The organism is Mucilaginibacter sp. A3364 (assembly GCF_059690715.1).
This window is the reverse complement of record NZ_JCAWED010000002.1, coordinates 463,774-488,649: the sequence shown is the minus strand read 5'-3', so window position 1 is coordinate 488,649 and position 24,876 is coordinate 463,774. Positions and strand designations below refer to the sequence as shown.

General features: G+C 46.9%; 15 protein-coding genes and 1 tRNA gene. 6 read left to right on the top strand and 10 right to left on the bottom strand.

The genetic code is table 11. From position 1 onward, the window contains the following. The first annotated feature begins 2 nt into the window (after nt 1-2). The 6 genes from AC59JT_RS14710 to AC59JT_RS14685 all read left to right on the top strand — a co-directional run bounded on the left by AC59JT_RS14710 (nt 3) and on the right by AC59JT_RS14685 (nt 9,406). Nucleotides 3-1,478 (top strand): RagB/SusD family nutrient uptake outer membrane protein, encoded by a 1,476-nt coding sequence (locus AC59JT_RS14710; RefSeq protein WP_497400218.1) that lies wholly within the window; start codon nt 3-5, stop codon nt 1,476-1,478. Between the two features lie 65 nt (nt 1,479-1,543). Continuing rightward, nucleotides 1,544-2,941 (top strand): glycosyl hydrolase family 28 protein, encoded by a 1,398-nt coding sequence (locus AC59JT_RS14705; protein ID WP_497400216.1) that lies wholly within the window; start codon nt 1,544-1,546, stop codon nt 2,939-2,941. Nucleotides 2,942-2,961: 20 nt separating this feature from the next. Then, nucleotides 2,962-4,308: an alpha-amylase family glycosyl hydrolase gene (locus AC59JT_RS14700; RefSeq protein WP_497400214.1), complete on the top strand. Its 1,347-nt coding sequence runs from the start codon at nt 2,962-2,964 to the stop codon at nt 4,306-4,308. Between the two features lie 5 nt (nt 4,309-4,313). Then, nucleotides 4,314-6,146: a glycoside hydrolase family 13 protein gene (locus AC59JT_RS14695; protein WP_497400212.1), complete on the top strand. Its 1,833-nt coding sequence runs from the start codon at nt 4,314-4,316 to the stop codon at nt 6,144-6,146. Nucleotides 6,147-6,154: 8 nt separating this feature from the next. Further along, nucleotides 6,155-6,931, top strand: coding sequence for a 3-keto-disaccharide hydrolase (locus AC59JT_RS14690; protein ID WP_497400210.1), 777 nt, complete (start codon nt 6,155-6,157; stop codon nt 6,929-6,931). A gap of 45 nt (nt 6,932-6,976) precedes the next feature. Further along, on the top strand, nt 6,977-9,406 hold the full coding sequence (locus tag AC59JT_RS14685) for a glycoside hydrolase family 31 protein (RefSeq protein WP_497400208.1): 2,430 nt from the start codon (nt 6,977-6,979) through the stop codon (nt 9,404-9,406). A gap of 283 nt (nt 9,407-9,689) precedes the next feature. Here the strand turns inward: AC59JT_RS14685 and AC59JT_RS14680 are convergent, their stop codons facing one another. The 10 genes from AC59JT_RS14680 to AC59JT_RS14635 form a co-directional block, all read right to left on the bottom strand. Continuing rightward, nucleotides 9,690-11,558 carry a glycoside hydrolase family 127 protein gene (locus AC59JT_RS14680; protein WP_497400206.1) on the bottom strand — a complete coding sequence of 623 codons (1,869 nt, stop codon included), beginning with the start codon at nt 11,556-11,558 and terminating at the stop codon, nt 9,690-9,692. Between the two features lie 91 nt (nt 11,559-11,649). Then, nucleotides 11,650-12,900, bottom strand: a complete 1,251-nt coding sequence (locus tag AC59JT_RS14675; protein WP_497400204.1) for an MFS transporter — start codon at nt 12,898-12,900, stop codon at nt 11,650-11,652. A gap of 14 nt (nt 12,901-12,914) precedes the next feature. Beyond that, complete coding sequence (locus tag AC59JT_RS14670; RefSeq protein WP_497400201.1) at nt 12,915-14,588, bottom strand: FAD-dependent oxidoreductase; 1,674 nt, start codon at nt 14,586-14,588, stop codon at nt 12,915-12,917. A 4-nt stretch (nt 14,589-14,592) separates the two neighbouring features. Beyond that, nucleotides 14,593-16,167 (bottom strand): FAD-dependent oxidoreductase, encoded by a 1,575-nt coding sequence (locus AC59JT_RS14665; RefSeq protein ID WP_497400199.1) that lies wholly within the window; start codon nt 16,165-16,167, stop codon nt 14,593-14,595. Nucleotides 16,168-16,263: 96 nt separating this feature from the next. Then, nucleotides 16,264-17,727 carry a RagB/SusD family nutrient uptake outer membrane protein gene (locus AC59JT_RS14660; RefSeq protein ID WP_497400197.1) on the bottom strand — a complete coding sequence of 488 codons (1,464 nt, stop codon included), beginning with the start codon at nt 17,725-17,727 and terminating at the stop codon, nt 16,264-16,266. Nucleotides 17,728-17,756: 29 nt separating this feature from the next. Beyond that, the gene (locus AC59JT_RS14655) at nt 17,757-21,083 is read right to left on the bottom strand and encodes a SusC/RagA family TonB-linked outer membrane protein (RefSeq protein WP_497400195.1); all 3,327 of its coding nucleotides are present in this window, start codon (nt 21,081-21,083) and stop codon (nt 17,757-17,759) included. Nucleotides 21,084-21,372: 289 nt separating this feature from the next. After that, nucleotides 21,373-22,518: a FecR family protein gene (locus AC59JT_RS14650; RefSeq protein ID WP_497400193.1), complete on the bottom strand. Its 1,146-nt coding sequence runs from the start codon at nt 22,516-22,518 to the stop codon at nt 21,373-21,375. A gap of 125 nt (nt 22,519-22,643) precedes the next feature. Further along, a complete protein-coding gene (locus tag AC59JT_RS14645) occupies nt 22,644-23,216 on the bottom strand; it encodes an RNA polymerase sigma factor (RefSeq protein ID WP_497400191.1) in 573 nt (190 codons plus the stop codon). Between the two features lie 49 nt (nt 23,217-23,265). Then, the gene (locus AC59JT_RS14640; protein WP_497400190.1) at nt 23,266-24,420 is read right to left on the bottom strand and encodes a glycoside hydrolase family 99-like domain-containing protein; all 1,155 of its coding nucleotides are present in this window, start codon (nt 24,418-24,420) and stop codon (nt 23,266-23,268) included. Between the two features lie 317 nt (nt 24,421-24,737). Next, nucleotides 24,738-24,809: transfer RNA gene (locus tag AC59JT_RS14635), tRNA-Glu, on the bottom strand. Between the last annotated feature and the right edge of the window lie 67 nt (nt 24,810-24,876).

Below are 24,876 nucleotides of genomic sequence, written 5' to 3'. Positions count from 1 at the left end.
TCATGAAAAAGATATTAATCATCACATTATTAGTTGGGCTTGCGGCGCAAAGCTGTACCAAGCTTGACGAAAACATTTACAACAGGTATCCATCCAACGAGTTTTACGAAGACCCTAAAGGACCGGATATCGCACTGGCAGCCGTATACGCCCGTATGCCGCAGTTTTTCGGTGGCGATAACCGGTATTACGATACCAATAACATGACAACGGATGAGCAGGTGGTACCACACCGTGTAAGCGGCGACTGGGGCCCCGAGAACGCGCAATTATATACCCGCCAATGGCTGCCTAATATGGGCAACTTTAACAACCCATGGGGCGATTGCTATAACACCATCTACCTGGCCAACTTAGCCATTGAGCAGTTAACCAAGGCCAACGCGCCTGCGGCTAAAATTGCTGAAATGAAAGTGTTTCGTGCATGGATATATTATTTGTTGATAGATGACTATGGCGCCGTGCCTTTCTATTTAGAGAACACCGTTACAACTGCCGAGCTAAAAGTTAAAAGCAGAACAGAGATATTTAACTGGATAGTAGGAGAGATCACAGCCAACGCCGATCTGTTACCCGAAACCAAAGGCGGTACATTTTACGGCCGGATTAACAAATGGGTAGCCTATACCATTTTGGCTAAAGTTTACCTTAACGCAGGTGTTTATACCGGTACCCCAAAATGGACCGAAGCTTTAGCGGCTTGTAACAAGGTAGCTACAGGTGGTTTTACGTTGCACTCGGGTGCTGCTAACGCGTCATCGCCATTAGGCAACAGGTATTTTGAGATGTTTGGTGATGAACTGCCTGCCGATGAAACCATCTGGGCAGTATGGATAAGAAAAAATACAGTTGGTAACAACTGCTATGCCTTACGAAGCCTGATCGGTCCGCATGGTGTGGCCTTGTTTGGCACCGGTATTTCGGGCTGGAACGGTACTATCGTGCCCGAAGAGACCTGGAATAAGTTTGATGATGCCGATATCCGTAAAAAGCAATTTTTGGTTGGTCCGCAAACACCGGGCATAACCTACACGCCAAAAGTAACCAGCTTGATTAACCCGGGTGCCGGGATTTACGAAGGCGTGCGCTGGGTTAAATTTTACCCTGCCGGCGTAATAGACGGTGGCGGTCACTCCAACGACTTCCCGATCTTCCGCTACGCGGACATCCTGTTAATGCAGGCCGAATGTAATGTAAGGTTAGGCAATGCAGCAGCAGCCAAACCATTTATTGACCAGGTACGTGTTAGAGCAGGCTTAACAGGTCTTGCCGCAAACCCAACGCTCGATGATATTTACAACGAGCGTGGCTTTGAGTTATTTGGCGAGAGCCATCGCCGCCAGGACATGATCCGCTTTGGCACATTTACCAAAGCACATGGTTTTGTACCGGCGGTTGATGATCACTTCCTGATATTCCCGATACCTACGGCCAGGATAAACGCTAACCCTAACCTGAAACAAAACCCCGGTTATTAATTGGTAAATAATTGCAAATAACAGGAGGCGCGCAAGCGCTTCCTGTTATTTAATTGCTGCTAGCTATGTATAAAAAATTTGCCATCTATACCACATTGTGTTTTTTGCTGCTGCTACAGCAGGCCTATGCGCAGCGTAAGCTTACCCCCGCTAAAGGCAAGGTTGTAGCCTATCCGGCTGTTGATACGCTGGTAACAAGTCCTGATTTTACGGTAAAATCAAACGGCACCCCCATCTGGACCGAGCGTGTAGGCAATGGCGGTATGGAAAATCTCAACATCGCAAATTTTGAATGCAGCGGTACACAAATCATTACCATAATAGCTTCAGCCAATATTACCAGGTACGCTATCAAGCCAAAAAGCGCAGGTATAGTTGGAAAAGTTAACGGGCGCGAGCTCTCCTTTACAATCAGTGGCCCGCGTAAATTATATGTAGAGATAAACGACCTGCCGCACCTGGCCATATTCGCCAACGCTTTAGAGCTTAACAAACCTAAGGAAACCGATGCCGGTGTAGTTTATTACAAACCCGGTTTTCATAACGTTGGCCAGATAGATCTAAAGAGCAATCAAACCATTTACATCGCCGCAGGCGCCGTGGTTAAAGCCAATGTGCGTGGGAATAATGTAGAGAATGTGAAGATAATGGGCCGCGGTATGCTGAATGGCAACGTGCGGATATCAGCCTCAAAAAATATATTGGTTGACGGCATTTTTATGCGCAGCACCAATGGCTGGGCCAATACACTAACCGACTGCAGACATAGCGTTTACAACAACGTAAAAATATTTACCTACCGCACCGTTTGGGGCATAGATGGTATTGACCCGGTATCATGCAAAGACTTTTTAATTAACGATTGCTTTATCCGCACGCGGGATGACTGTATCGCTATTAAATCGCCGGTAGGCAGCGAGCGTAACCCTGTTAAGGATATTAATACCGATTCCATTACCATAACCAACAATTTGCTGGTAGGGTGGGAGCATGCAGATGGCGTAACACTTGGCTTTGAATTGCAGGGCGGCGTGGTGCAAAATGTGCTGGTAAAAAACAACGACATTTTGCGTGCCCGCGGCCAGGGCCGTACGGGTGGCCATGCTGCTTTTGGTATTGTGTGTGATGGCCCTTCGATGGTGAAAAACATTCGCTTTGAAGACATAAGGGTGGAAGGCGAAATTGAATACAAGAACCTGGAGATCATTGTAACCGAAGGGCGCCGCTATGGCACCGCCGGACCGGGTAATATTGTGGGTGTGTATTTAAAAAATATTAAATGGGAAAACACCAACAAGCCATTTGTAATTGCAGGCGTACCGCAAAATTTTGTGGAGGACGTAACCTTTGATAACTGCTACCTGGGCGGCAAACTGCTCACCAACCTAAAGGATGGCGATTTCCAAACCGAGTTTACCAAAGACATCAGGTTTGTTAAATCGCCATTAAACACTAAAAAATAACGTATTTTAATTGAACTGAAATGAATAAAACTATACGCCAATTATTAAGCATCGCCTTGTTGTGTACGGCAAGTTGCGCAAGCTTTGGACAGGCTTATCCGCCGCAATATGGCAAACCCTACGCCGGGGTGCCCGACCGCCGGGATGTAACCATGTACCAGGTTAACATGCGTGCCTTTAGTAAAGATGGCAAATTAGACGCCGTTACAGCCCGCCTGGACTCGATAAAAGCCCTCGGCATAAATGTTATCTACCTCATGCCTATCTATCCTGTAGGGACCTTAAAAGGGGCTAATTCACCCTATGCAACACAGGATTATGACGCGGTAGGAAAAGAGTTCGGCTCGCTTGACGATCTACGCAAACTGGTTGACGAATCGCACAAACGCAAAATGGCCGTGATGATAGATATTGTGGCCAATCATACCTCATGGGATCACCCCTGGATAGCCAACAAAGGATGGTATGTAACCGATTCGTTAGGCAACATAAAGTATCCGCGCACCTGGCGGGACGTGGCGCAGCTTAATTTTGATAATAAAGATGTGCGGATGAGTTTGATCAGGTCGATGAAATCATGGGTTTTGAAAGCAAACGTGGATGGTTTCCGCTGCGATTTTGCCGATGGGCCGCCGGTTGACTTTTGGAAGCAAACTTTGGATACCCTAAAAACCATCCGCACCCATAAGTTGCTGATGCTGGCCGAAGGTAGCCGTAAAGAGCATTTCGGCGCCGGGTTCGATTATAATTTCGGCTTTACCTTTTTTGGTAACCTGAAAAACATTTACAAAAACAACAAATCTGTAAAGTCTATTGACGACATAAACCAGCGCGAATACCAGGGCGTTACCGAAGACGGCCAGGGCATGGTACGTTATACCACCAACCACGACGTAAACGGCTCTGACGGTACGCCGCTCGACCTGTTCGGCGGCAAAAAAGGATCAATGGCCGCGTTTGTGGTTATTGCTTATATGAAGGGTATCCCGATGATCTATAACGGGCAGGAGATAGCCACACCGTTCAGGCTGACGTTCCCTTTTAAAAGCCGCTCAATAGATTGGACGATAGGCAACCAGGATGTAACCGAGGAGTATAAAAAAGTGATCGCTTTGCGTAACAAAAGTACCGCTATCCGCAGGGGCGAATTAAAATCATTCAGCAGTGATGACGTAGCCGCGTTCACCAAAACAGCCGGGTCTGAAAAGGTATTGGTACTATCAAACCTGAGAGATAAGGCCGTAACTTTTGAATTGCCTGCCGACCTGGCTAACACCTCATGGAAAGACGCCTATAATAACTCGAAAACAAAACTTACCACTAACGTAAAGCTGGAGCCGTACGCCTATCTGGTGCTAAAAAATTAAGAATGATGAATAAGAAAATATATACCCTTTTACTTTGCGCTGCCGCATTACTGGCCGCGCCGGCCGTTAAAGCTGCAAGCATCGATCGTGTGGAACCGGCCAACTGGTGGGTGGGCATGAAAAACCGCCAGCTGCAAATATTGGTGCACGGGCCTGAGATTTCCAAAGCCAAACTAACGATCAACTATCCCGGCGTTAAAATTAACCGTGTAGAGAAGGTGGAAAGCCCGAATTACCTGTTTGTATATGTTGATATTGCGCCAACTACCAAAGCCGGTAATATGCCTATGGTGTTTACCGCCGGTACGCAAAAATTTACGCATAACTATCCGCTAAAAGCACGTACTGATAAAAGCGGTGCTATGGGCTTTACGCCTGCGGATGTGTTATATTTAATTACGCCGGATAGGTTTGCTAACGCGAATCCGGCTAATGATAACTTATTAGGCGTAACTGTAAATCGTACCAGCCCTAACGGTAGGCACGGCGGAGATTTAGCCGGTGTTGGCAAATACCTGGATTATATGAAAGACTTGGGTATAACTACCGTTTGGTTGAACCCGATACAGGAAAACGGTGGTCCCGGTGGCTCTTACCACGGCTATGCCATTACCGATTTTTATAACATGGACCCGCGCTATGGCAGCAACGAAGAGTTTCGGGACCTGACGAAAACCGCCCATCAAAAAGGCCTTAAAATGGTAATGGATATGGTGTTGAACCATTGCGGCAGCTCGCACTGGTGGTTTAAGGATATGCCATCAAAAGACTGGATAAACAATGGCGGCGTATTTATGCAAACCAACCACGCCACCGTATCGGTAATGGATGTGCACGCATCACCAACCGAAAGAAACACTTTCCTTAACGGCTGGTTTACCCGCGGTATGCCCGACCTGAATCAGCGTAACCCGCATGTGGCAACCTATTTGATCCAAAACAGTATCTGGTGGATTGAATATGCCCGTATTGATGGCATCCGCCAGGACACCTACTCGTACATGGACTTTGATTTCCTGGCCCGCTGGAACCGTGAGGTGTATGCCGAGTACCCGAATTTTGATATCGTGGGCGAAACCTGGTATAACAAAAGTACCTCGCCTGCCTGGTGGCAAAAAGGCTCAAAGCTGAGCCCTAAAGATCCGTTCCTGAAAACATCGATGAATTTCTCGTTAACCTTTATCACCCAAAAAGCTTTTGATGCTAAAGAGGACAAAGGCCTGGAAAACATTTTTGAAGACATAGCGCAGGATTTTATCTACCCGGATCCCTATCACCTGCTTACTTTTTTAGACAACCATGACCTGGGCCGCTTTAACCGTAAGGAAGACAGCACGCTTAATCGCTACAAGCAAGGCATCGCGTTTCTGCTAACCATGCGCGGCATCCCGCAGTTATACTATGGTACCGAAGTGTTGATGACAGGTACCAAGGAAGAAGGTGATGGCCGTTTGCGTAAAGATTTCCCTGGCGGATGGGCAGGCGATAAAACAGACGAGTTTACCAAAGCCGGTCGCAGCGCCAAACAAAATGAAGCCTGGGATTATATGCAGAAGCTATTGCAATGGCGTAAAAAAAGCGTAGCGGTTACCCAGGGCAAAATGATGCACTACGCGCCTAAGGGTGGCATTTATGTGTACGGACGTATGAAGGATAATCACAGGGTAATGGTGGTGTTGAACAGCTCGGACAAAGAACAGTCTGTAAAAACAGATCGCTTTAGCGATATCATGGGTACTTATAAAAGCGGTACTGACGTGATAACCGGTAAGGATATTGACCTGGCTACTGCGTTCACTATCCCGGCTAAAGGTGAGTTAGTGTTGGATCTTAAATAATGGAAGCAATGATCAGAAAAATAATAGGTACGGTAGCGTTTGTTGGTAGCTTTTTCATAGTTAATGCCCAGCAACGCGGCCGGCCGCAGGATACAGAAGTGTGGGAGCCTATCCCCAAAACGGTAAACACCGCAAAGCCTTTTACAGATGCGCCATCGGATGCTATTGTATTGTTTGACGGCAAAAATCTCGACCAATGGGTATCAACCTCAAACCGGGAGCAAACAGCAGCATGGACGGTAAGCAACAACACGCTTACCGTTAAAAAAGGAACCGGCAATATTGAAACCAAACAAGCATTTACCAACTACCAACTGCACCTGGAGTGGCTGGTGCCTGAGGGCATTACCGGCGAGGGGCAGAGCCGTGGTAACAGCGGTATTTTCCTGGCATCAACCGGTAAAGGCGACGCGGGTTATGAGTTGCAGATACTGGATTCGTACAATAACAAAACCTACGTAAACGGCATGGCCGGCAGCATATACAAGCAATTTACGCCACTGGCCAATCCCGCCAAAAAACCGGGCGAATGGCAAACGTATGATGTGGTGTGGATGGCGCCTGTTTTTAATGCTGATGGTACCATTAAAACCCCTGCTCGTGTAACCGTATTTTTTAACGGCGTGCTGGTTAACAACAGCCTTGATTTGGTTGGCGAAACACAATACATCGGTAAACCAAGCTACAAACAACACGGCGCATCGCCCATAAAGCTACAGGCCCACGGCGACAGGAGCGAGCCACTAAGCTTTAGAAACATATGGCTGCGCGAATTGCCAAACTAACAACATAACATCTAAGCCTGCAAAAGGCTGAGCTAACATTTATACATGAGAACTATCCAATTAATTGCGGCCCTGGTGCTGCTGCAATACGGGCGGCTATTTGCCCAAAGTACGGTGCTAAGCCCCGGCAATATCCAAAGTGTGCGCGAAAATGCCAATGGCGTAACATTTAAAACTACGCGCGCTTTCGGAAGTATCACAGCCTACACTCCATCGGTCATCCGGGTAAGGCTGGATAAGAAAGAGCTGGGCCGTGATTTTTCATACGCCGTTATCCAGCAGCCGCAGAAAACGAAGGTGAAGATCACCCAATCGGCCACCGAAATATGGATCAACACCGACTCGGTAAAGGTGAAAGTTACTACCCGGCCATTCGCGATAGCGTTTTATACGCCTGATGGTAAAGTAATAAACCAGGACGAACCCGGCCTGACCACCTCGTGGATAGGCGACGAGGTTACCACCTACAAAACCATGAATGTCGATGAACGCTTTATCGGCCTCGGTGAAAAGGTTGGTAATTTAGACCGTAAAGGCAATGCCTACACCAATTGGAACGAAGATAACTTTGGCTACTCGGTAAACCAGGATCCACTGTATGCTACCGTGCCATTTTATGTAGGCATCCATCACAACCTTAACTACGGGCTGTTTTTTGATAACACGTACCAAAGTGACTTTAACTTCGGTGCCAGTAATGACAGATTCTCATCCTTCGGTGCTAAGGGTGGCGAGATGAATTATTATTTTATCTATCACACCCGTTTGGCTGACATCATCACCTCATACAGCACCCTTACGGGCAAAATGAAGATGCCGCCATTGTGGAGCTTAGGCTATCAGCAAAACCGCTACAGCTACTACCCGGATACCGAAGTGCTGCGTATCGCCAACACACTGCGCGAGAAAAAGATCCCGGGCGATGGTATTACACTGGATATTCATTACATGGATAAATACCAGCTGTTTACCTGGGACAAAAAGCGTTTTCCCGACCCGGTAGGACTATCAACGCAATTGAACAAACTTGGCTTTAAACTAACGGTTATTGTTGACCCGGGCATAAAAGTACAGCAAGATGCCGCGGCCTACCAAAGCGGCCTTAAAGAAGATATTTTTATCAAGTACGTAGACAATAAACCTTACACCGGCGAAGTATGGCCGGGCTGGTGCAACTTCCCCGATTTTACCAGCGAGAAGGGCCGTACCTGGTGGCGCAAACAAACCAAATTTTTTGCCGATGCCGGTATAAGCGGTATCTGGAATGATATGAACGAGATTGCCACCTGGGGCCAAAAAATGCCATCAAACGTATTGTTTGATTACGATGGTGCCAAAACAACCCACCTTCAGGCGCACAACGCTTACGGCATGCAAATGGCCCGCGCCAGCTACGAAGGGGCCCGTGAGCATATGAAAGAGCGGCCTTTTATACTTACCCGCTCAGGCTATGCCGGTCTGCAACGCTACGGCGCTATCTGGACAGGCGATAACCGGGCAGAAGATAACCATATGCTGCTGGGCGTAAGATTATTGGCCAGTTTAGGCATAAGCGGTATGCCATTTACGGCTATGGATGTCGGCGGTTTTACCGGCAATCCCAGTACCGGATTATACATCCGCTGGATGCAGTTGGGCGCGTTCACGCCTTATTACCGAAACCATACCCAGCTAAACACCAAATCAGCAGAGCCCTGGACCTTTGGTGAAGATGCACTGGAAATAAGTCGCAATTACATTAACCTGCGTTATAAATTGCTGCCGTACCTGTATTCTACTTTTTACGAGGCTACACAGAATGGTTTGCCGGTGGTACGCTCATTAGCTATTGATCATACTTTTAACAGCAAGGTTTACGATGTGGCCTATCAAAACCAGTTTTTGTTTGGCAACTCCTTCCTGATTGCTCCGTTTGAGAGCGATAAAGAATTTGGTAAAATATACCTGCCCAAAGGATCATGGTATGATCTCTACACCGATAAAAAGCTGACAGGCGATGCCGAAATGGTTAAAGATCTGGCTATCGACCAATTGCCGGTTTATGTAAAGGAAAGCAGCATCATCCCTATGCAATCCCTCGTACAGTCAACCGCCGAACAGCCTACAGATACGCTGACGCTGCACATTTACAATGGCAGCGTGCCTAATAAATTTGTTTATTATGAAGATGACGGCAAAACTTACGCTTACGAAAAAAACGAGTTTTACAAACGAACTTTTGAATTTAACCCAAGCCAAAAGACTATCAGCATGGGCGAATTGTCAGGCAGAGCACCAAGTAAATTTCATCATCTAAAATTGGTGTTACACGGCTTTGGTCCGGGTTTAAAAGTTAATAACGCAGCTTTAAATACAGTTGGTTTTAGTTCGCCTGTGCCGCCCTTACAAAGCAAAGCAGTTGGCAATTTAAACAGTAACGTGTATGAATTAACTGTTAGAAACAGCTCCGAAAAACAATCAATCAGTTTTGAATAACAGATGAACCTATAAATCATGTCCCTCCCTTTACAACTCGTCCGAGAAGTATGATATAAATTGGTTAGCCCCGGGAGATTCTCTCACCGGGGCTTTTTTATTAAATTTTCTTGAATATGCCTGCTTTTTACACGTAATCCGGCCATTAAGTAAGCGGTGGCGACGGGGAGTCGCCACCATTGCTTACAACCAATTATACATACTTACGAACCAAGCACGTAAGATCTCACTGATACTTATACACGGATAAATATCATCCCCTTAAATTTCTTTATTTTAACTGCTAGCGCGGATCAAACAACTGCGGCAACCAAACCCTGAACCACGACCGCTGATCAATCGTATTACCCGCCGAAGCGTAATCGCACAGCGCGATGGCCACCGGCTTATTACCGCCCTCTTTGTATGATTCTATTTTAAATAGTGCGTTGTAGCGCATCCACAGTTCGTCGCCGTTTGCGGCTGCAGGTTCCAACGTAATAAAGCCGTCTTTATCGGCCACCGGCACAATAGACGCGTCTACATTAGGCCCGCCTAAACGTGCGTCACGAGCTAAAACTATAGGGCCCCGTACAATGGCCAGGTGTTGTGGTGATGTGCCTATGTGTTCAATTCGACCGCGCATATCAATGGTCAGTTTAATATTGTCGCCGGTGTTCCATGTTCTGTTTACAGCGGCATAATCGCCGGCTTTTAACGCAATTTGCTCGCCGTTTACGGTTAGTGTACTTTGCTTACTCCATGCCGGTATGCGCACAAATACGGTCATGCTTTCAGCCTTCGCTAGTTTTAGCGAAAGTTTTATGTTGCCCGAAGCCGGGTAATCCGTTTGCTGCACCAACTCGGCCGCACGTCCCGCCGGTGTTTGCAGCTTGTAATTTCCGTCCACATAAAAGTTAACGTGCAGGCCCTGCTTATCGCCCATAACAGCTGTTAAAGGCAAGGTAAACAACCCTCGCGGGCCACTAGCTACACAGCAATTAAGGCCCATGTGGCATTGCTCGTTTCCTTGTAAACGCTCGCCGGCCAGCGGGGTGTATTTGGCCCAGTCGCTGCCATCAGGTGTCATAGCACCCAGTAGGGCATTATAGTATGATTGCTCTATTACATCGGCATATTTAGCTTCGCCGGTAAGTCGCAGTAGTTGCTGGCTTAATTTTATCCAGGTGGCGGTTACGCAGGTTTCCTGGTAATGTTCAATACCCAGTGTCTGCATATTTTTGCCGCCGAACCAACACTCCACCGCCGAACCCGAGCCTACAATGTTGATCTCGGTATCACGGATATTTTCCCAGGTCTTTTCTACCGCTTCGCGATACGGGGCCTTGCCTGTTATGCGGTACAGCTCCAACAAACCTTCATAGCACGACATCATTTCGTAAGCCTTTTGTCCCTGTTCCCAGCCAAACCATGTTTTTGGCTTGGCAAAACGTTTGGCGACATCAACACCTGCTTTACTGATCAGCTGCGGCCCGTCGGGCGATTCCCATTGATTCACTATTTCTTCCGCGAACGCGAGATAACGCTTGTCGCCCGTGCGGGTATACAGCAAACAAACAGGCTCCAGTACCGATGTAGCCGCCATGCCCCGGTGGTTTCCTTTTTTAACTATTAATACTTTTTTATCCGCCAGTTCATTAATTAAATGATCAGCCAGTTTACGCGTAGCGGACAGCACTTTTTGATCTTTTGTAAGATCATAGTAAGCCAGCAGGCCCAGCATACAGTATTTACGGCCCCATATGTCCCACTGCTCAAACTGCGCCTTTTCGGTATAGTTGCCAATGTAGCCATCGGGCGTTTGGGTGGCCAGTAATCCGGCCACAGCTTTATCCAGCACCGCTTTTAATTTTGGCTGAGGATTGTACTTATAGGCCAGCACCGCCGAGGTGAACCATTTGCCCCAAAACTCGGTTTGCCAGCAGCTGGTTTCCGTGCGGTCTTTAAACGGCGCTATTAGTCTGTCCACATCCTGAGCCAGGATGCGATGCTCGTACGATGCTTCCAGTTTGGCGCCAACATAGCCGTTCATTTGCGCGGCCTGCGCCGGCGAAAGTTTATCGGTTACCGCAGGTTTTACTACCACCTGCGCAAAAGTGTTCGCGGCAGCAATAAACAGGATCAGCAATGTGGTGTATGTTTTGTTTCTCATTTAAAATTGGTTTGGGTAATTGGCTTATTCCCCTTTTTAATCATGACAGCAACAGCCGCCTGTGGGTGTAGATAAATTTAAAAATTTATGGCTATTCTATATAATCCAGGTCTTTATAAAAAGTTTCCTGCATTTTGCTCAGCGCCCAAAACGCCGCGCCCATACACAATAAGCCAACCGCGATGCCCGAGTAAATAATAGAACCGTTAAACACCTCCTTTAAATACTGAAAAAGCATAGACAGGGGCACAACCGCCCCGCGCACAAAGTTTGGTGCCGTAGTGGTTACCGTAGCCCGTATATTGGTGCCAAACTGCTCGGTAGCTATAGTCATGAAAATAACCCAGTACCCCACCGAAAAACCCAGCAAAAAGCAAATGGTATAAAACGTGGTAAGGCTGATACCATGCAGCGTAAAGTAAGCCGCTATAACCACCATGGCCAAGGTGAGGTATACATAAACCACTTTGATGCGGCTTTTTAAAAACTGGCTAAGCAGCCCGCTGGCAATATCGCCAAAAACTAAACCGGCATAACAACAGGCCACCGCCGCCCCGGCATTAACAGGCTCCTGTACGTTTAGCGCGAAACCAAATTCGGGCGATAGCGTGATCAATATCCCCACCACAAACCATAAAGGCACGCCTATAATTACGCAGCGCAGATATTTAAAGAACTGCGCGCTGTTTGTGAATAAGGATAGGAAATTTCCCCTTGATGCCCGGGCGTTCTTAGCGCTATCAAACACGCCCGATTCGGAAACGCCGATACGGAGTAACAATAGCGAAAGCCCTAAGCCTCCGCCAATAAAAAACGAAGTTCGCCATTCAAAATAGCGGGCCACTATAAAAGCTACGACGGCGCCGCTTACGCCTACGGCGGCCACGATGGTAGTGGCATAGCCGCGTTTATGTTTGGGCATTAATTCGGCTACCAGGGTAATGCCCGCACCAAGTTCGCCGGCCAGGCCAAAGCCTGCAATAAAACGCCAGGCGGCATAAGCTTCAATACTTTGTACAAAGCCGTTGGCGATGTTGGCCACCGAATATAAAAATATCGACCCGAATAATACCGACAAGCGTCCTTTTTTATCGCCAGCTATGCCCCAGAATATACCGCCAACCAGCAAGCCTATCATTTGCACATTGAGCAGGAAGATACCGTTATCGGTCAGCTCGTCGCCTATAAAGCCTAATGATTTTAAGCTGGGCAGCCGCACTATACTAAAAAGCAGCAGATCGTATATATCAACAAAATAACCCAACGATGCTACGATCACAGCGGCGCTAAAAAGCTTGATGGGTTGATTGTTTATCCCGGCAGATGTGTTGGTTTTTATCATTGTTTTACGTTGTATTATTTAGTGCGGCCTTCAGGCATGCCTACTTTAGTTGCATCAAGTTTCATGGTCGCGTTCAATAATTTTTGTTTCAATTGCAGGTAGTTTACCTGCTGTACCGCAACACGCTTATCAATAGCCTGTACTGCCGCAAGCGCGCAAGCCTGCCCTAAATTCATATAAGTAAACTCAATGCGGATAGCACCGTAGGCGATATGGCTTGATGATACGCAGGTTGGTGTTAACAGGTTGGTACATTCGCCTTTTTTAGGCACCAGTGCGCGGTATGATATGCCGAAGGGCCGCCATTCGTTGCCGCCAAAAACATAGCCCTCATTATAGGCATAACCGTCTTTAACAATGCGCCTAACCGAGTGCAGATCTGTGGGCCAGTAGGCAATGGTTACCGGGTCGGGCACGTCTATGGGATTGTTGCGGTTAACATGGTGTTGGGTAATTACGTAGTCGGATACCATTCTCCTTGCATCGCGCACGTAAAACTGGGCGGGCCAGCCTTGGGTGGCTTTAAATTCGTCTTTACTCAGCCCCCATTGTTGCCAGCTGGCTTGCAAGGCAGGGGCTAGTTTACCCACTTCGGCATCGTTAGCCAAAAAGTAAAACAGACCCTGCGTAAATGTTTTATGCTGATCAAATATCTGTTTGCGTAATTCGTAATTGCCATTAGCATAGCCTCGGTTCATGCCGTATAAATTGTGCGACAGATCATGCCAGGCACCCAGGTCCGTTTTACCGTTGGGGATGCTTACATCGGGCACATACAATTTACCGCCGGCTTTCAGGTAGCGCAGGTAGATCTCGTACTGGCCACGGTCGTAGTTTTCGGGTTTGCTAAACGGGATACGGTTTTGCGGGTTTTTGGTGAGGCACATCCTGAAACAATACGCCTGTAACAACCTATCCTCATCGCCGGGTATGCCGAAAGGTTCATCTTGTATGGTAGGTATTACGCCGCTGTTAGGCTCACCGGGTATTTTGTAGGGATCAACCTTTACCAAAAACTGCGCTTTGGTAGTTTCGCGGATAATGCCGTTCTTGGTTTCGTTGTAAAGCGAATTACTCTCGCGACCCCAGGTGTAGCTTACACCAGCTTTAGCCAGCAGGTCGCCTTCCAGCGATGCATCGATAAAAATACGGGCCGTATAAACTTTGCCTTGGGTGGTTTTTATTTGGGTGATGTTAGTTCCTGTTTTTTTAACCGCGCCTGCACTTTCAGCAATAGCGGTATTGGTTTGTACGGGGATGCGATATTCCTTCAGCCAATGGGTGATAATACTATCGGCCACATGCGGTTCAAAGCGCCATATGGATGGTTCTTTAATGCCATTTTTAAGCTTGGTATCAAACTCATCCAATCGGCCATAATGTTTGGCTACTTTGCGGTAAAACTCAAGGGCAATGCCGCTTACCGCGGGGCTGTTATGAAAATCGCTATGGTTATCAATATCCGTACCGCCCAAACCGTTCACCATAATGCCGCCTATGCTGGCTGTTGGCTCAATAAGTAACACACTTTTGCCCACCCGCGCCACTTGTATAGCCGCGCAAACACCTGCCGGCGTAGCGCCGTAAACAATAACATCATAGGTTTGGGCAGGCTTTACCTGCGCATTGCTTTTGCTGCCAGATAACAATGTTGGCAGTAATGCTATGATTAAAATTTTCTTCCACATAAACTTAAATTTTATCGTCGGTATGCCATTGTTGGGCATCGCGACTGATGATAACGCCCGCTTTTTTTAGTTGCTGTTGCAAGGCAGATACGCTTTGTTGTTGCACAGGTTTCTTGCTTTTAGCCGCCATAGCAGCAGCTATACCCGCAGCCTGCCCCAGTTGCATCCAGGTTACTTCGACCCGGAAAGAGCAAAATGCCACATGCGAAGCTGAAGCCGCTACCGGCACCAGCAGGTTGGTACATTCTGTTTGTTTGGGGATGATGCTTCGGTACGATATCTCGTAAGGCTGCTCTACTTTTACCCAGATGCGCCCCTCATTTACATATTGCGTTTTGGAAACAGCAACGCGCTGTACATGGTGGCAATCCACAAAGTGCGAGCCCAGGGCGATGGCATCTTTTTTATAGGGGTCGTCAAAAATATCTTTCTGCGTGTGCACATAGCTGCCTATCATACGGCGGGCTTCGCGCACGTACAGGTAGTACGGAAAGTTGCCGTTATCGGTAAACTCATCTGCCGAGAGACCGTACTTTGCGGTTTCGGCCTTTAGGGTTGGTGGTACCGATGGATCATTCAGCAGGAAATGAAATAAACCCAGCGTCCAGTCTTTATGATCTTGAAAAATGATAGCACGTTTGGCATAATCAGCATCAGGATATTCGGCATTACCACCAAACAGGCCCAATGATATCAATGAGTTTTGCTTATTGTTTGATTCGAATTTCCCTTTGGGATAGTTCCAGGAATAGAGATCGATAATATCCTGCAGCTTAGTTTGCGGACGATTGGCCAGCAAGCGTTTCAATAACAGGAAACGGTTAGGATCATAATTTTTTGGTGCCGGGAAAGGTGTTTTATTATCCAACGTAGATAACATCAACCTGAAGTTATAATTGATAACGCGCTTGCTGGCTTTGCCATTCTCCAAAGCAGAAGCCTCCACAAAGCCCGGCAACAGTAGGCCATTATCATTATAAGGCGAAGCATCGATAGGTTTATCCAGCAAACGGATGCCCGCTAACGGTTCATTGTACTGCGTAATACTTTCGCGCCCGAAAGTGTAGGATACGCCCGAACGCGCCATCAGGTCGCCTTCGTAAGTGGCATCAATAAACACATCGCCGGCAATGCTTTGACCGTTGGTAAGGCTGATGGTTTTTATGGCGCCGTTGGTTTTGTTTACCGTCTTTACATAGGTATCAAAAATCACTTTTACGTGTGCATCCGCCAGCATTTTGTTAAATACACGCTCGGCTACGTGCGATTCGAAATAGAAGGCAGGCTTATCCGAGCCGTAGCTTTTGCCTAGCGCAGTATAAAATTCAAGCGGCAGCCCCGATATAGTTTGCTCTATCATATGCTCGGTTTCAGCGGTGCCGATGCCGCTGGTGTTAAGGCCGCCCACGTGTTTGGTTTGTTCAATAAGCAGCACGCTTGCCCCTTGCCGGGCAGCAGCAACAGCCGCGGTTATACCGCCGGGTGTGCCACCGTAAACCACCACCTGGTATTTTTTTTGCGCCTTTAACGCACCCGATAGCATGGCGAGCAAGCCCATTAAAAAGAATATTTTTTTCATAAAGAGAATTGCCTGAAGCCCTAGCAGCTTCAATAATGAACAATATTGTAAAGCTTTTAAAAGCCCCCTGCCATAACAGCAGGGGAGCTATTCAACTTAATAACCCGGGTTTTGGGTTAGGGCACTATTAACGTCTCTTTCGTTTTGTGGTATTGGGTACAGCAGGTTTTTGGGCTGAACTGCTATACCGGCAGCTGTTAGTACTGATGTGTATTTTCCGGTACGCAACAAATCCCAACGGCGATGGCCCTCAAAGCAAAGCTCCCAGCTGCGTTCTTTTAACACGGCGTCTCTAAACTGCTCCTGCGTTAAGCCGGCCAGGTCCTGCGGGTTGGCAGCGGCTACGCCGTTGCGGGCGCGGGCGCGTACCTGGTTTATGGCAGCATAAGCCTGGGTGGTAGGGCCGCTTAATTCGTTCAACGCTTCGGCATACATCAATAACACATCTGCGTAGCGAATAACCATAAAATTGTTGCGCGCAGTTTCAAGGCCACAAGGCGATGGGTCCCAGTATTTATCCAAATGCGGGCCTGTGCGCGAATCAACCTTAACGCCGGTAGCCGGGTTTACTTTTGAGGTAATAATGGTTACTTTTTTGCGATAATCATCGGTTAAATATGATGCCGCAAAAAGGTCCTCCACCTGGCAACTACCGCCGCTTTGCTGTATGGGCCATGAAAAGAAGATGGCAAAGTTTAAGCCCATGTTACTGCCATAAGCCGTTTTAACGCAGCTGTATTGTACCGAGAAAATATGCTCGCGACCATTTTTATTAGTTGGTATAAAAATGTCTTTATAATCAGGGAACAGGCTGTAGTTGTTAGCATCGATCACCTCTTTGGCTTTCGCGGCAGCGTTCGTCCAATCTTTTTGCGTTAAATAAACTTTGGCCAGGATTGATTTTACGGCTCCCGAAGTTGCACGACCGATCTCGCCCGATACTGTGTATTTTGCCGGCAGGTTAGCAGCGTCAGCTTCCTTAAGGTCCTTTACAATTTGGGCATACACGGCGGCGGCCGGGTCGCGTGGCAGAGCCACGTTAACAACGTCGCTGGTAGGGGCAATTACCAGGGGCACATCGCCAAATGCCTGCACCAGGTCGAAGTAAATTAAGGCGCGCAAAAATTTGGCTTCGCCTAATATCTGGGCTTTCTGGGTTTCGTTCATGGTAATGCGTGGTACATTTTTAAGCACGCGGTTAGCACGATCTATAATGAGGTAGCAATTGGTATAATAACCATCAAAGTTGCCATTGGCTGCGGTGTAAGTGTTTTTGTCAATCTCCAAAACGTTGGCGCCACCGTCGGGGCGCAGCATCATTTCCTCGCCGTTCATATCAGCCAAAATCAGCATCGGCATGCCATATATTGATCTTAAACGATCATAAACCGCGTTAATAGCTGTAACCGCGTCGGCGCCCGATTGGTAGGAATTATCCTCTCCCAAAAATGAATACGGCACTTCTTTTAGCTGCTTGTTGCAACCTGCCGATAACATTAAAGCCACTATGCAGCAGCATACCGCTTTCCATTTATTGCTTATATTTTTAAATCTTTTCATCGTATATATTATTATAAATGAATTACTTACTAAAATGAAACTGTTGCGCCCAAAATGAAGGTACGTGCCGGCGGATAGTTAAAATTATCCAAGCCATATACCGTTGCATTGTTAAAGGCGGCATTAACCTCCGGGTCAAAACCCTGGTAGTTGGTAATGGTGAGCAGGTTTTGCGCGCTTACATAAACACGGGCCTTTTTAACCAATCCACTTTTAACCGGTAACTGGTAACCCAGCGTTACATTTTTTACACGCATAAATGATCCATCCTCCAAATAATAATCAAACGTAGTTGGGGTGCGCCACTGGCGGATAGAAGCCCTTTTGTTGCTTGGGTTATTTGCGGTGAAGTGATCATTTATAGCTGCTTTCAGCATGTTGGTGCTAGGGTCAGATCCATCCAACAACGTGCGCGGAATGTTATATACTTTGTTACCCTGCACACCTTGTAAAAACACCGAAAGGTCAAACCCTTTAAAGGTCATGGTATTGGTAAAACCGAAAATGAAACGTGGCAAACCATTGCCTAATATCTTACGATCATTGGCTTCGTTATAAATACCATTACCGTCAACATCCGCAAAGCGGTAAGCACCCGGCAGTACGCCTGCGGCAGCCAACGGGCCGGCAGCTGTTATCTCTGCCTGGCTTTGCCAAATGCCGCCAAACACGTTACCATAATACGAGCCTACTGATTCGCCTACCTGCACAACCCCGTTTGACACGAAGAAGCGGTTTACGCCATTGGCTAATGCCAATACTTTATTACGGTTAAACGATATATTGGCCGATGTTGTCCAGTTCAAGCCATTGCCTTTTGCCTGGATATTTACCGTGTTAACTGCCAACTCAAAACCACGGTTCTCTACACTGCCCACGTTACGTAAAACGCTGGTTGAGCCGGTGGTGGCCGGTAGTTCAACGCTCAGCAACAAGTCGGTGGTTTTTTTAATGTAGTAGTCGGCGGTGATATTTAAGCGGCTGTTAAAAAAGCCTACATCAACACCCAGATCAAGCTGTGCCGTTTTCTCCCATTTCAAATCGGGGTTTTCAATACGTTCAACCTGGTTGGTTAATACTTCCACATCGTTAAACACGGTACGGCCTACTATGTAGCGCGATAGTGAATTGTATAAACCAATACCATCGTTACCGGTAATACCATAGCTGGCGCGAAGTTTAAGGTCGCTTAAAGTTTTATTGTTTTTCAGGAAGCTTTCCTCGCTCACCCGCCATGCAAATGCACCCGAAGGGAAAAAGCCATACTTGTTATTGGCACCAAAGCGTGATGACCCGTCTTCGCGAGCGGTAACAGTAAATAAATAGCGGTCTTTAAAACGATAGTTTACGCGTGCCAGGTACGAGTTAAGCGCCCATTTGTTCAATGCCGTTCTTGAAGCTATCAACTTTTCGCCTGCGCCAAGGTTGTTGGCACCCAGGGTATAGTTAGGGAAGTTTTCTGTTTCCAGGTAGGCCCTGTCTTCGGTATTGGTTTGAAAGGTTGCACCGGCTAAAAACTCAAAAGCGTGGTCAACGTTAATTTGTTTGTTATAGGTAATTGTATTCTCATTTAATAAGTTGATGTTGTTTGTTGAGCCGCTGCTGCCATAACCATTACGATCACTTCCGACCAATGTTTGCGGGGTATAAAATACCGAGCGACGGGAGTTCAATACGTCGGCACCAACACTTACACGCGCCGAAAGGCCGGGTAGTATGTTAACCTGCCCAAATATGTTGCCCAGCACCCTGTCGCTAATTAAAGCATTGGTTGATGTTTTTTGCATGGCTACCGGGTTGGCCACGGTTGAAAAACCACTACCCGGGCCAAAGTTTATCAATTGAAAGTTGCCATTAGCATCATAAACAGGGCTGGCCGGCGATATAGTTACAGCTGCGCCAACAGGGCTGTAAGAAGCCCCCGTTTCGTTAACACCATTATTCACCGTGCGCGATATGGTAAAATTGCTGCCAAATTTTAAACGGTCAGAAATAGCGGCATCCAGGTTAAAGCGGGTGGCGTAGCGTTTAAATTTGTTTTCTATCACAATACCATCCTGGTCAAAATAGTTGGCGCTTACCAGGTAGCGGGCTTTTTCGGTTCCGCCGGTTATAGATACCTGGTGGTTTTGCATTACCGCGTCTGTAAAAATTTCATGCTGCCAATTGGTGCCCGTGCCGTAGGATGCGATAGGTTTTGGGTAAAGGCTACCCGGAATGCCATAGCGCAATGCAAAACCAAGGTTAGCCAGTTGCTCGTTCTTCAGGTTTAAATGATCCATAGCATCGCCCAGTTCCAACATTTTGGTAACACGTTGAATACCGGTGTAGGTTTCCAGGTCAACCTGGGTTTGGCCTGCTTTGCCGCGGCGGGTGGTTACTATAACTACGCCATTGGCACCGCGCGAACCGTAAATAGCTGTTGCCGAGGCGTCTTTTAAAACCTCTATCGATTCAATATCATTTGGGTTGATGGTTGATAAAGGGTTGGCATAAGGCGCACCACCATTTGAGGGACCTGAAGGCGCGTCGGGCACCGCCAGCGGATAACCGTCAACCACATATAAGGGATCATTACTACCCGATATAGAACCTGCGCCCCTTACCCTGATGGTAATACCACCGCCCGGAGCGTTTGAGGCCTGGGTAATTTGCACACCCGCAACCTTACCCTGTAAGGCCTGGTTAAACGAGTTGATGGGTTGCATCTTTATATCCTTAGCGCTGATGGATGATACCGAGCCGGTAAGGTCCTTACGTTTTTGGGTGCCGTAACCAACTACCACAACTTCGTTTAGTTTTGATGTTTCTTCCAGCAGGGTTACATCAATATTGGTGCGGCCATTGATGACCACTTCCTGTGTAGCAAAACCTATAAAGCTGAATACCAGCACCGCGTTGTTGTCGGCGTCTTTAATGGTATAAGTGCCATCTGCATTAGTGGCAGTGGCGAGGGTTGCGCCTTTAACTTTTACGGTTACACCGGGCAGGCCTTTGCCTGTTTGATCGATCACTTTACCGGTAATATCAATTGCGGCTTTTATACGCTCGGTAAAGGTTTTTTCTTTTTCTTTAATGATGATGGTTTTCTGATCAAGCGCGTAGGTTAGCGAGAAACCATCCAAACAAAAAAACAGCGCTTCATCAAGCGGGGTTTGGTTAAAGCTTACGGTTATTTTGCCGGCTTTTTTTATCAGCTTGGGCGACCAGAAAACGTTATACCCCGTTTGTTTATTTATCTCGGTGAATACCTGCTTTAAGGTAGCATCCTTTTGGGTATACGTAATTTTTTGTGCGAATGAAGCCGCGCTTACCTGCATTAAAGTAGCAAAGAATAACAGGAAGGTGATCTTCATTATTAAAACGCACTTTTTTTTGCACGCCGAGGGCCTGCAAATGTTTGTTATAAAATTTTTATACATTTGGTTAGTCTGTTTTAATAGTAAAAAAATGTGAACCACAAATTGCATTAAGGCGCTATACAGGCCAGAGATCAGAGACATTGCGAGTGTTTCTGATCTTGCCTTTTATAAGCCTTATGTACGCTTCCGCTCAGGAGGTATTCTGATCTTTTCTTCTCTTCATAATTTTAAAATTGATTAGGTTATAATTATTGGTTTATGCGGGTGGTTAGCCCTGTTTGGTTTATTTTTTTGGAGCGATAATGATCTTCTTGTTCTCGATAGTGAACCTGGCATCGCCGGTTTGCTCCAGCATTTTAAGCAGAGCAGATACGTTGGTAAAACGGGTGCTTACCGCCGCGTAGGTTTCGTTTTTTAGCGCCTCGTTTTGGTAGCTCACATCCACATCATACCAGCGGGCAATTTTGCGCATTACGCTTTCCAGCCGCTCATCATCAAAACGGAAAAAGCCATTTTTCCAGGCTATGGCTTCGTCTACATCTACTTCGTTTATTTCAATAGTGTTACCGATAGCAGCTTCCTGACCAGGCTTTAACAGGCGGGTTACACTGCCGGCCACAATTTTTACCGAGCCTTCCAGCAAGGTGGTTTTGGCGTTAGCATCATCCGCGTAAGCGCTTACATTAAAATGGGTGCCCAACACCTCAATTGTATGATTTTTGGTTGATACGATGAAGGGTTTGGTTTTGTCTTTAGCCACTTCGAAATAAGCCTCGCCGCTTAGTTCAACCTTACGGGTGCTTAAGCCCGCGTACGAAGTTTGGTATTTTAGTGACGATTCGGCATTTAGCCAAACGTGCGTACCATCGGGCAGGTAAACCTGGTACTGGCCGCCACGCGGCGTTTCAATGGTGTTAAAGCCGGCTGCGTTGCTGGTAGATGCAGGGTCGGTTTTGGCTACTTTATAAACAAGCTGACCATCGGGTGTTTTTGTAATATCAATACCCTGTTGTACAGCTATAGTGCCATTGCCGGCATCTGTTAATTCAATACGTTTGCCATCGGCAAGGGTTAAGTAGGCTTTATTGTTACCGTATGGCGCATCGTGCTTAACAGCTACGTTTTTTTGCGAGGACTGCTTTGATCCCTTATCTGCATAAAAATAAAAGCCGGCACCCAAGGTTACCAATATCAAAGCCGCAGCAGCAACGCGCGGCAATAGGTTAATGCGTTTAACAGGCGCTTCCCGCTGAAACGGGAAAGCATCATCAAGCGCCGCCATTTGCTGTTTAAAAATTTCTTCGTCGGCCAACGGCTCGGACTGGCCGGCCTGGTGCGTGTACCATCCATACAGATCTAAACGCTCCTGTTCGGTAAGCTCACCGTTACGGTATTTTTCTAAAAGCTGCTCGGCTCCGTTTTTGTTCATCACTATTGGTATGTAGGGTTTGCACCCGGTTTATTAAGGCAGGCCCATAGCTGTTAATGAGCCTAAAATCGTAAGACAAGCTGTCGCGCTACTGGTAGCAGATTAATTTTCAAAAAACTTCCCCTCTACATAAAAAACGTAAGTAAAACATTCAGGTTAAGCTTAAGCTTGATAATTTTAATGGCGTTGCTTACTTGCTTTTTCACGGTTTTGTCTGATATATTTAAATGCTGCGCTATTTGTTTATGCGATAGGTCATGCTTGCGGCTTAACTCAAACACCTCACGCATTTTAGCGGGCAATTGGGCAACTTCAGTTTCAATCAGCCTGATCAGTTCTTTTTGTATAAAGCGCTCATCGGTTGCCGAGCCATCGGTCTCCAGGTAAGCGTTAAGTGTGCTGGTGTAGCGGGCTATCACTTTTTGGTGGGCAATAAAATTTAAAATGCGGTTGCGTATTGACGCGTACAGGTAATCGTTAACCGAGTTGGGTACTACAAGCGTTTCGCGTTTGCCCCAGATGGCGGCAAAAAACTCTTGTACAATATCCATAGCCTCGTCCTTATCCTGCAGCATGCGATAGGCATGCAGGTACAAACTGCCTTTGTACCGGTTATACAATTCGGCAAAAGCAGCCTCACGGCCCTCTTTTACAAGAACTATCAATTCATGATCAGTAAACGCATTGCAGCTTTGCACTTATAATTGTTGTTATTTAAATATACCTAAATACCCGCCATAGTATTGGTTACGGTGTGCCAAAAACCTTTTTAATTTTTTCGAGATACTGCATCTGGAAGGCTTTGGTTGGCTCAATGTACGATCCTTCGCCGTATTCATTCCAGGCGCATATTACACCCATTTTCATGGTGCGGGCGGCGTTGGCATCCATAAAAGCTTTGCCGCGTAGCAAGTGCTGTTCAAAGGTTTCGGGCGTGCTTACGCTGTTGTCATGTAAGGGGTTGGCGCTGCCACCCCAGGGCTTTTTGTTCCAGCCGGACGTCATGGGCACAATAAATTTGTAACCGTGGCTTTTGTTGAGTACAAACTGCCAGTGTGCCTGGTAGCCATCACTCAGGTCCTGGTACGAGGTTGATTGTGTATTAATATCCGCCCCGCGATGGTAATTATAAGCCGAATACAGATCATAGCTGTTTTTGGTTCCGTAATCCATCCAGTATTCATCGCCCGGCTGGCCGGTACTGCCACCTACGAAGGTTATGCCTGTGTAGCCGGCGGCTTTGGCCATGGCTTCGGCTTTGTCAAGCAGCTCTTTGGTGGTGGTGTTAAACTTTTTGGCATCCTCGTGCAGGTTATACATCGAGAATATGTACACTACCGGCGCGCCGTCTATTTTTAAAAACTGCGGCTGATTGAACAGCGTGGTTATCCAGTTGTTAACCATAGTGGTAAATTGGGGTTCATTCAGTACCGCAGTTGATACGTTATCCCACAGGATAGAAAATTTTAGCAGGTTTTTGTTTTTGGCTGATAGGTAAGCAGACAGCGCATGTCCGTAATCAACGTAGTTGTTTTTGTTCCAGTACCAATCATACACCACGTAATCAATGCCATAATCATGCATCCATTGTAATTGCTGCTCGGCCAGGGTTATGGTACCTTCTGGGTACCAGCCCAGCAGTGGTTCGCGCTCGGGTGTTGAGGCTTTGATCAGGTTCCATGGGGCCGCGTTTGATGGGATAACATTATCGCGCCAGCCGGGATAATAAAACACACCGATATTATACTCGCCGGGGCCAGTGTACTCGTAGGTAACCGGGTCGGGTTTCGGTGGGTCGGGCGTCACCTTTTTTTCTTCGGGTTTCAGTTTTTTACAGGCCGTGCAGCCAATGGCCAAAAACGCGGTTAACACGCAAGTAGCCATGATGTTGATAGTTCTCATAGATATTAGTAGTTTAAATTTATTTCAGTACATCAAATAAAAGCCCTACCATCTTAGGTCAAATTTCTTGACAAAGACTGATAGTCGCTATGAGCGTTTTGCAGCAGTAATTGCCACCGGCTGATTTAGTGAGTACCTGGTTTATTGGTTTATAATCCTTGTATTAAATGCATGACAGCTAATTAAACCACAGGGAGTAGATAAATTAAAAAAATATGCCGGGCGAGGGAGAGAAGGCCTTTGAATATTTAAATTTTTGATCAACACGGCCGTAAATAAAAAAGCCGCCTTACTTTCGTAAAGCGGCTTTTGTTTTGTAGCCCGTAGGGGAATCGAACCCCTGTTTGAAGAATGAAAATCTCCTGTCCTAACCCCTAGACGAACGGGCCGTCTTTTTGAAGGATATTTCCTTCGTTTTGGGATTGCAAAGATAGACATCTGCCGCTAAAACAAAAA

Excerpts from the sequence above, each read along its gene's own strand:
- AC59JT_RS14705 (WP_497400216.1), top strand. The coding sequence starts at position 1,544 with ATGTATAAAAAATTTGCCATCTATACCACATTGTGTTTTTTGCTGCTG.
- AC59JT_RS14690 (WP_497400210.1), top strand. The coding sequence starts at position 6,155 with ATGATCAGAAAAATAATAGGTACGGTAGCGTTTGTTGGTAGCTTTTTC.
- AC59JT_RS14670 (WP_497400201.1), bottom strand. The coding sequence starts at position 14,588 with ATGTGGAAGAAAATTTTAATCATAGCATTACTGCCAACATTGTTATCT.
- AC59JT_RS14660 (WP_497400197.1), bottom strand. The coding sequence starts at position 17,727 with ATGAAAAGATTTAAAAATATAAGCAATAAATGGAAAGCGGTATGCTGC.
- AC59JT_RS14680 (WP_497400206.1), bottom strand. The coding sequence starts at position 11,558 with ATGAGAAACAAAACATACACCACATTGCTGATCCTGTTTATTGCTGCC.
- AC59JT_RS14640 (WP_497400190.1), bottom strand. The coding sequence starts at position 24,420 with ATGAGAACTATCAACATCATGGCTACTTGCGTGTTAACCGCGTTTTTG.
- AC59JT_RS14695 (WP_497400212.1), top strand. The coding sequence starts at position 4,314 with ATGAATAAGAAAATATATACCCTTTTACTTTGCGCTGCCGCATTACTG.
- AC59JT_RS14655 (WP_497400195.1), bottom strand. The coding sequence starts at position 21,083 with ATGAAGATCACCTTCCTGTTATTCTTTGCTACTTTAATGCAGGTAAGC.
- AC59JT_RS14685 (WP_497400208.1), top strand. The coding sequence starts at position 6,977 with ATGAGAACTATCCAATTAATTGCGGCCCTGGTGCTGCTGCAATACGGG.
- AC59JT_RS14675 (WP_497400204.1), bottom strand. The coding sequence starts at position 12,900 with ATGATAAAAACCAACACATCTGCCGGGATAAACAATCAACCCATCAAG.
- AC59JT_RS14710 (WP_497400218.1), top strand. The coding sequence starts at position 3 with ATGAAAAAGATATTAATCATCACATTATTAGTTGGGCTTGCGGCGCAA.
- AC59JT_RS14665 (WP_497400199.1), bottom strand. The coding sequence starts at position 16,167 with ATGAAAAAAATATTCTTTTTAATGGGCTTGCTCGCCATGCTATCGGGT.
- AC59JT_RS14650 (WP_497400193.1), bottom strand. The coding sequence starts at position 22,518 with ATGAACAAAAACGGAGCCGAGCAGCTTTTAGAAAAATACCGTAACGGT.
- AC59JT_RS14700 (WP_497400214.1), top strand. The coding sequence starts at position 2,962 with ATGAATAAAACTATACGCCAATTATTAAGCATCGCCTTGTTGTGTACG.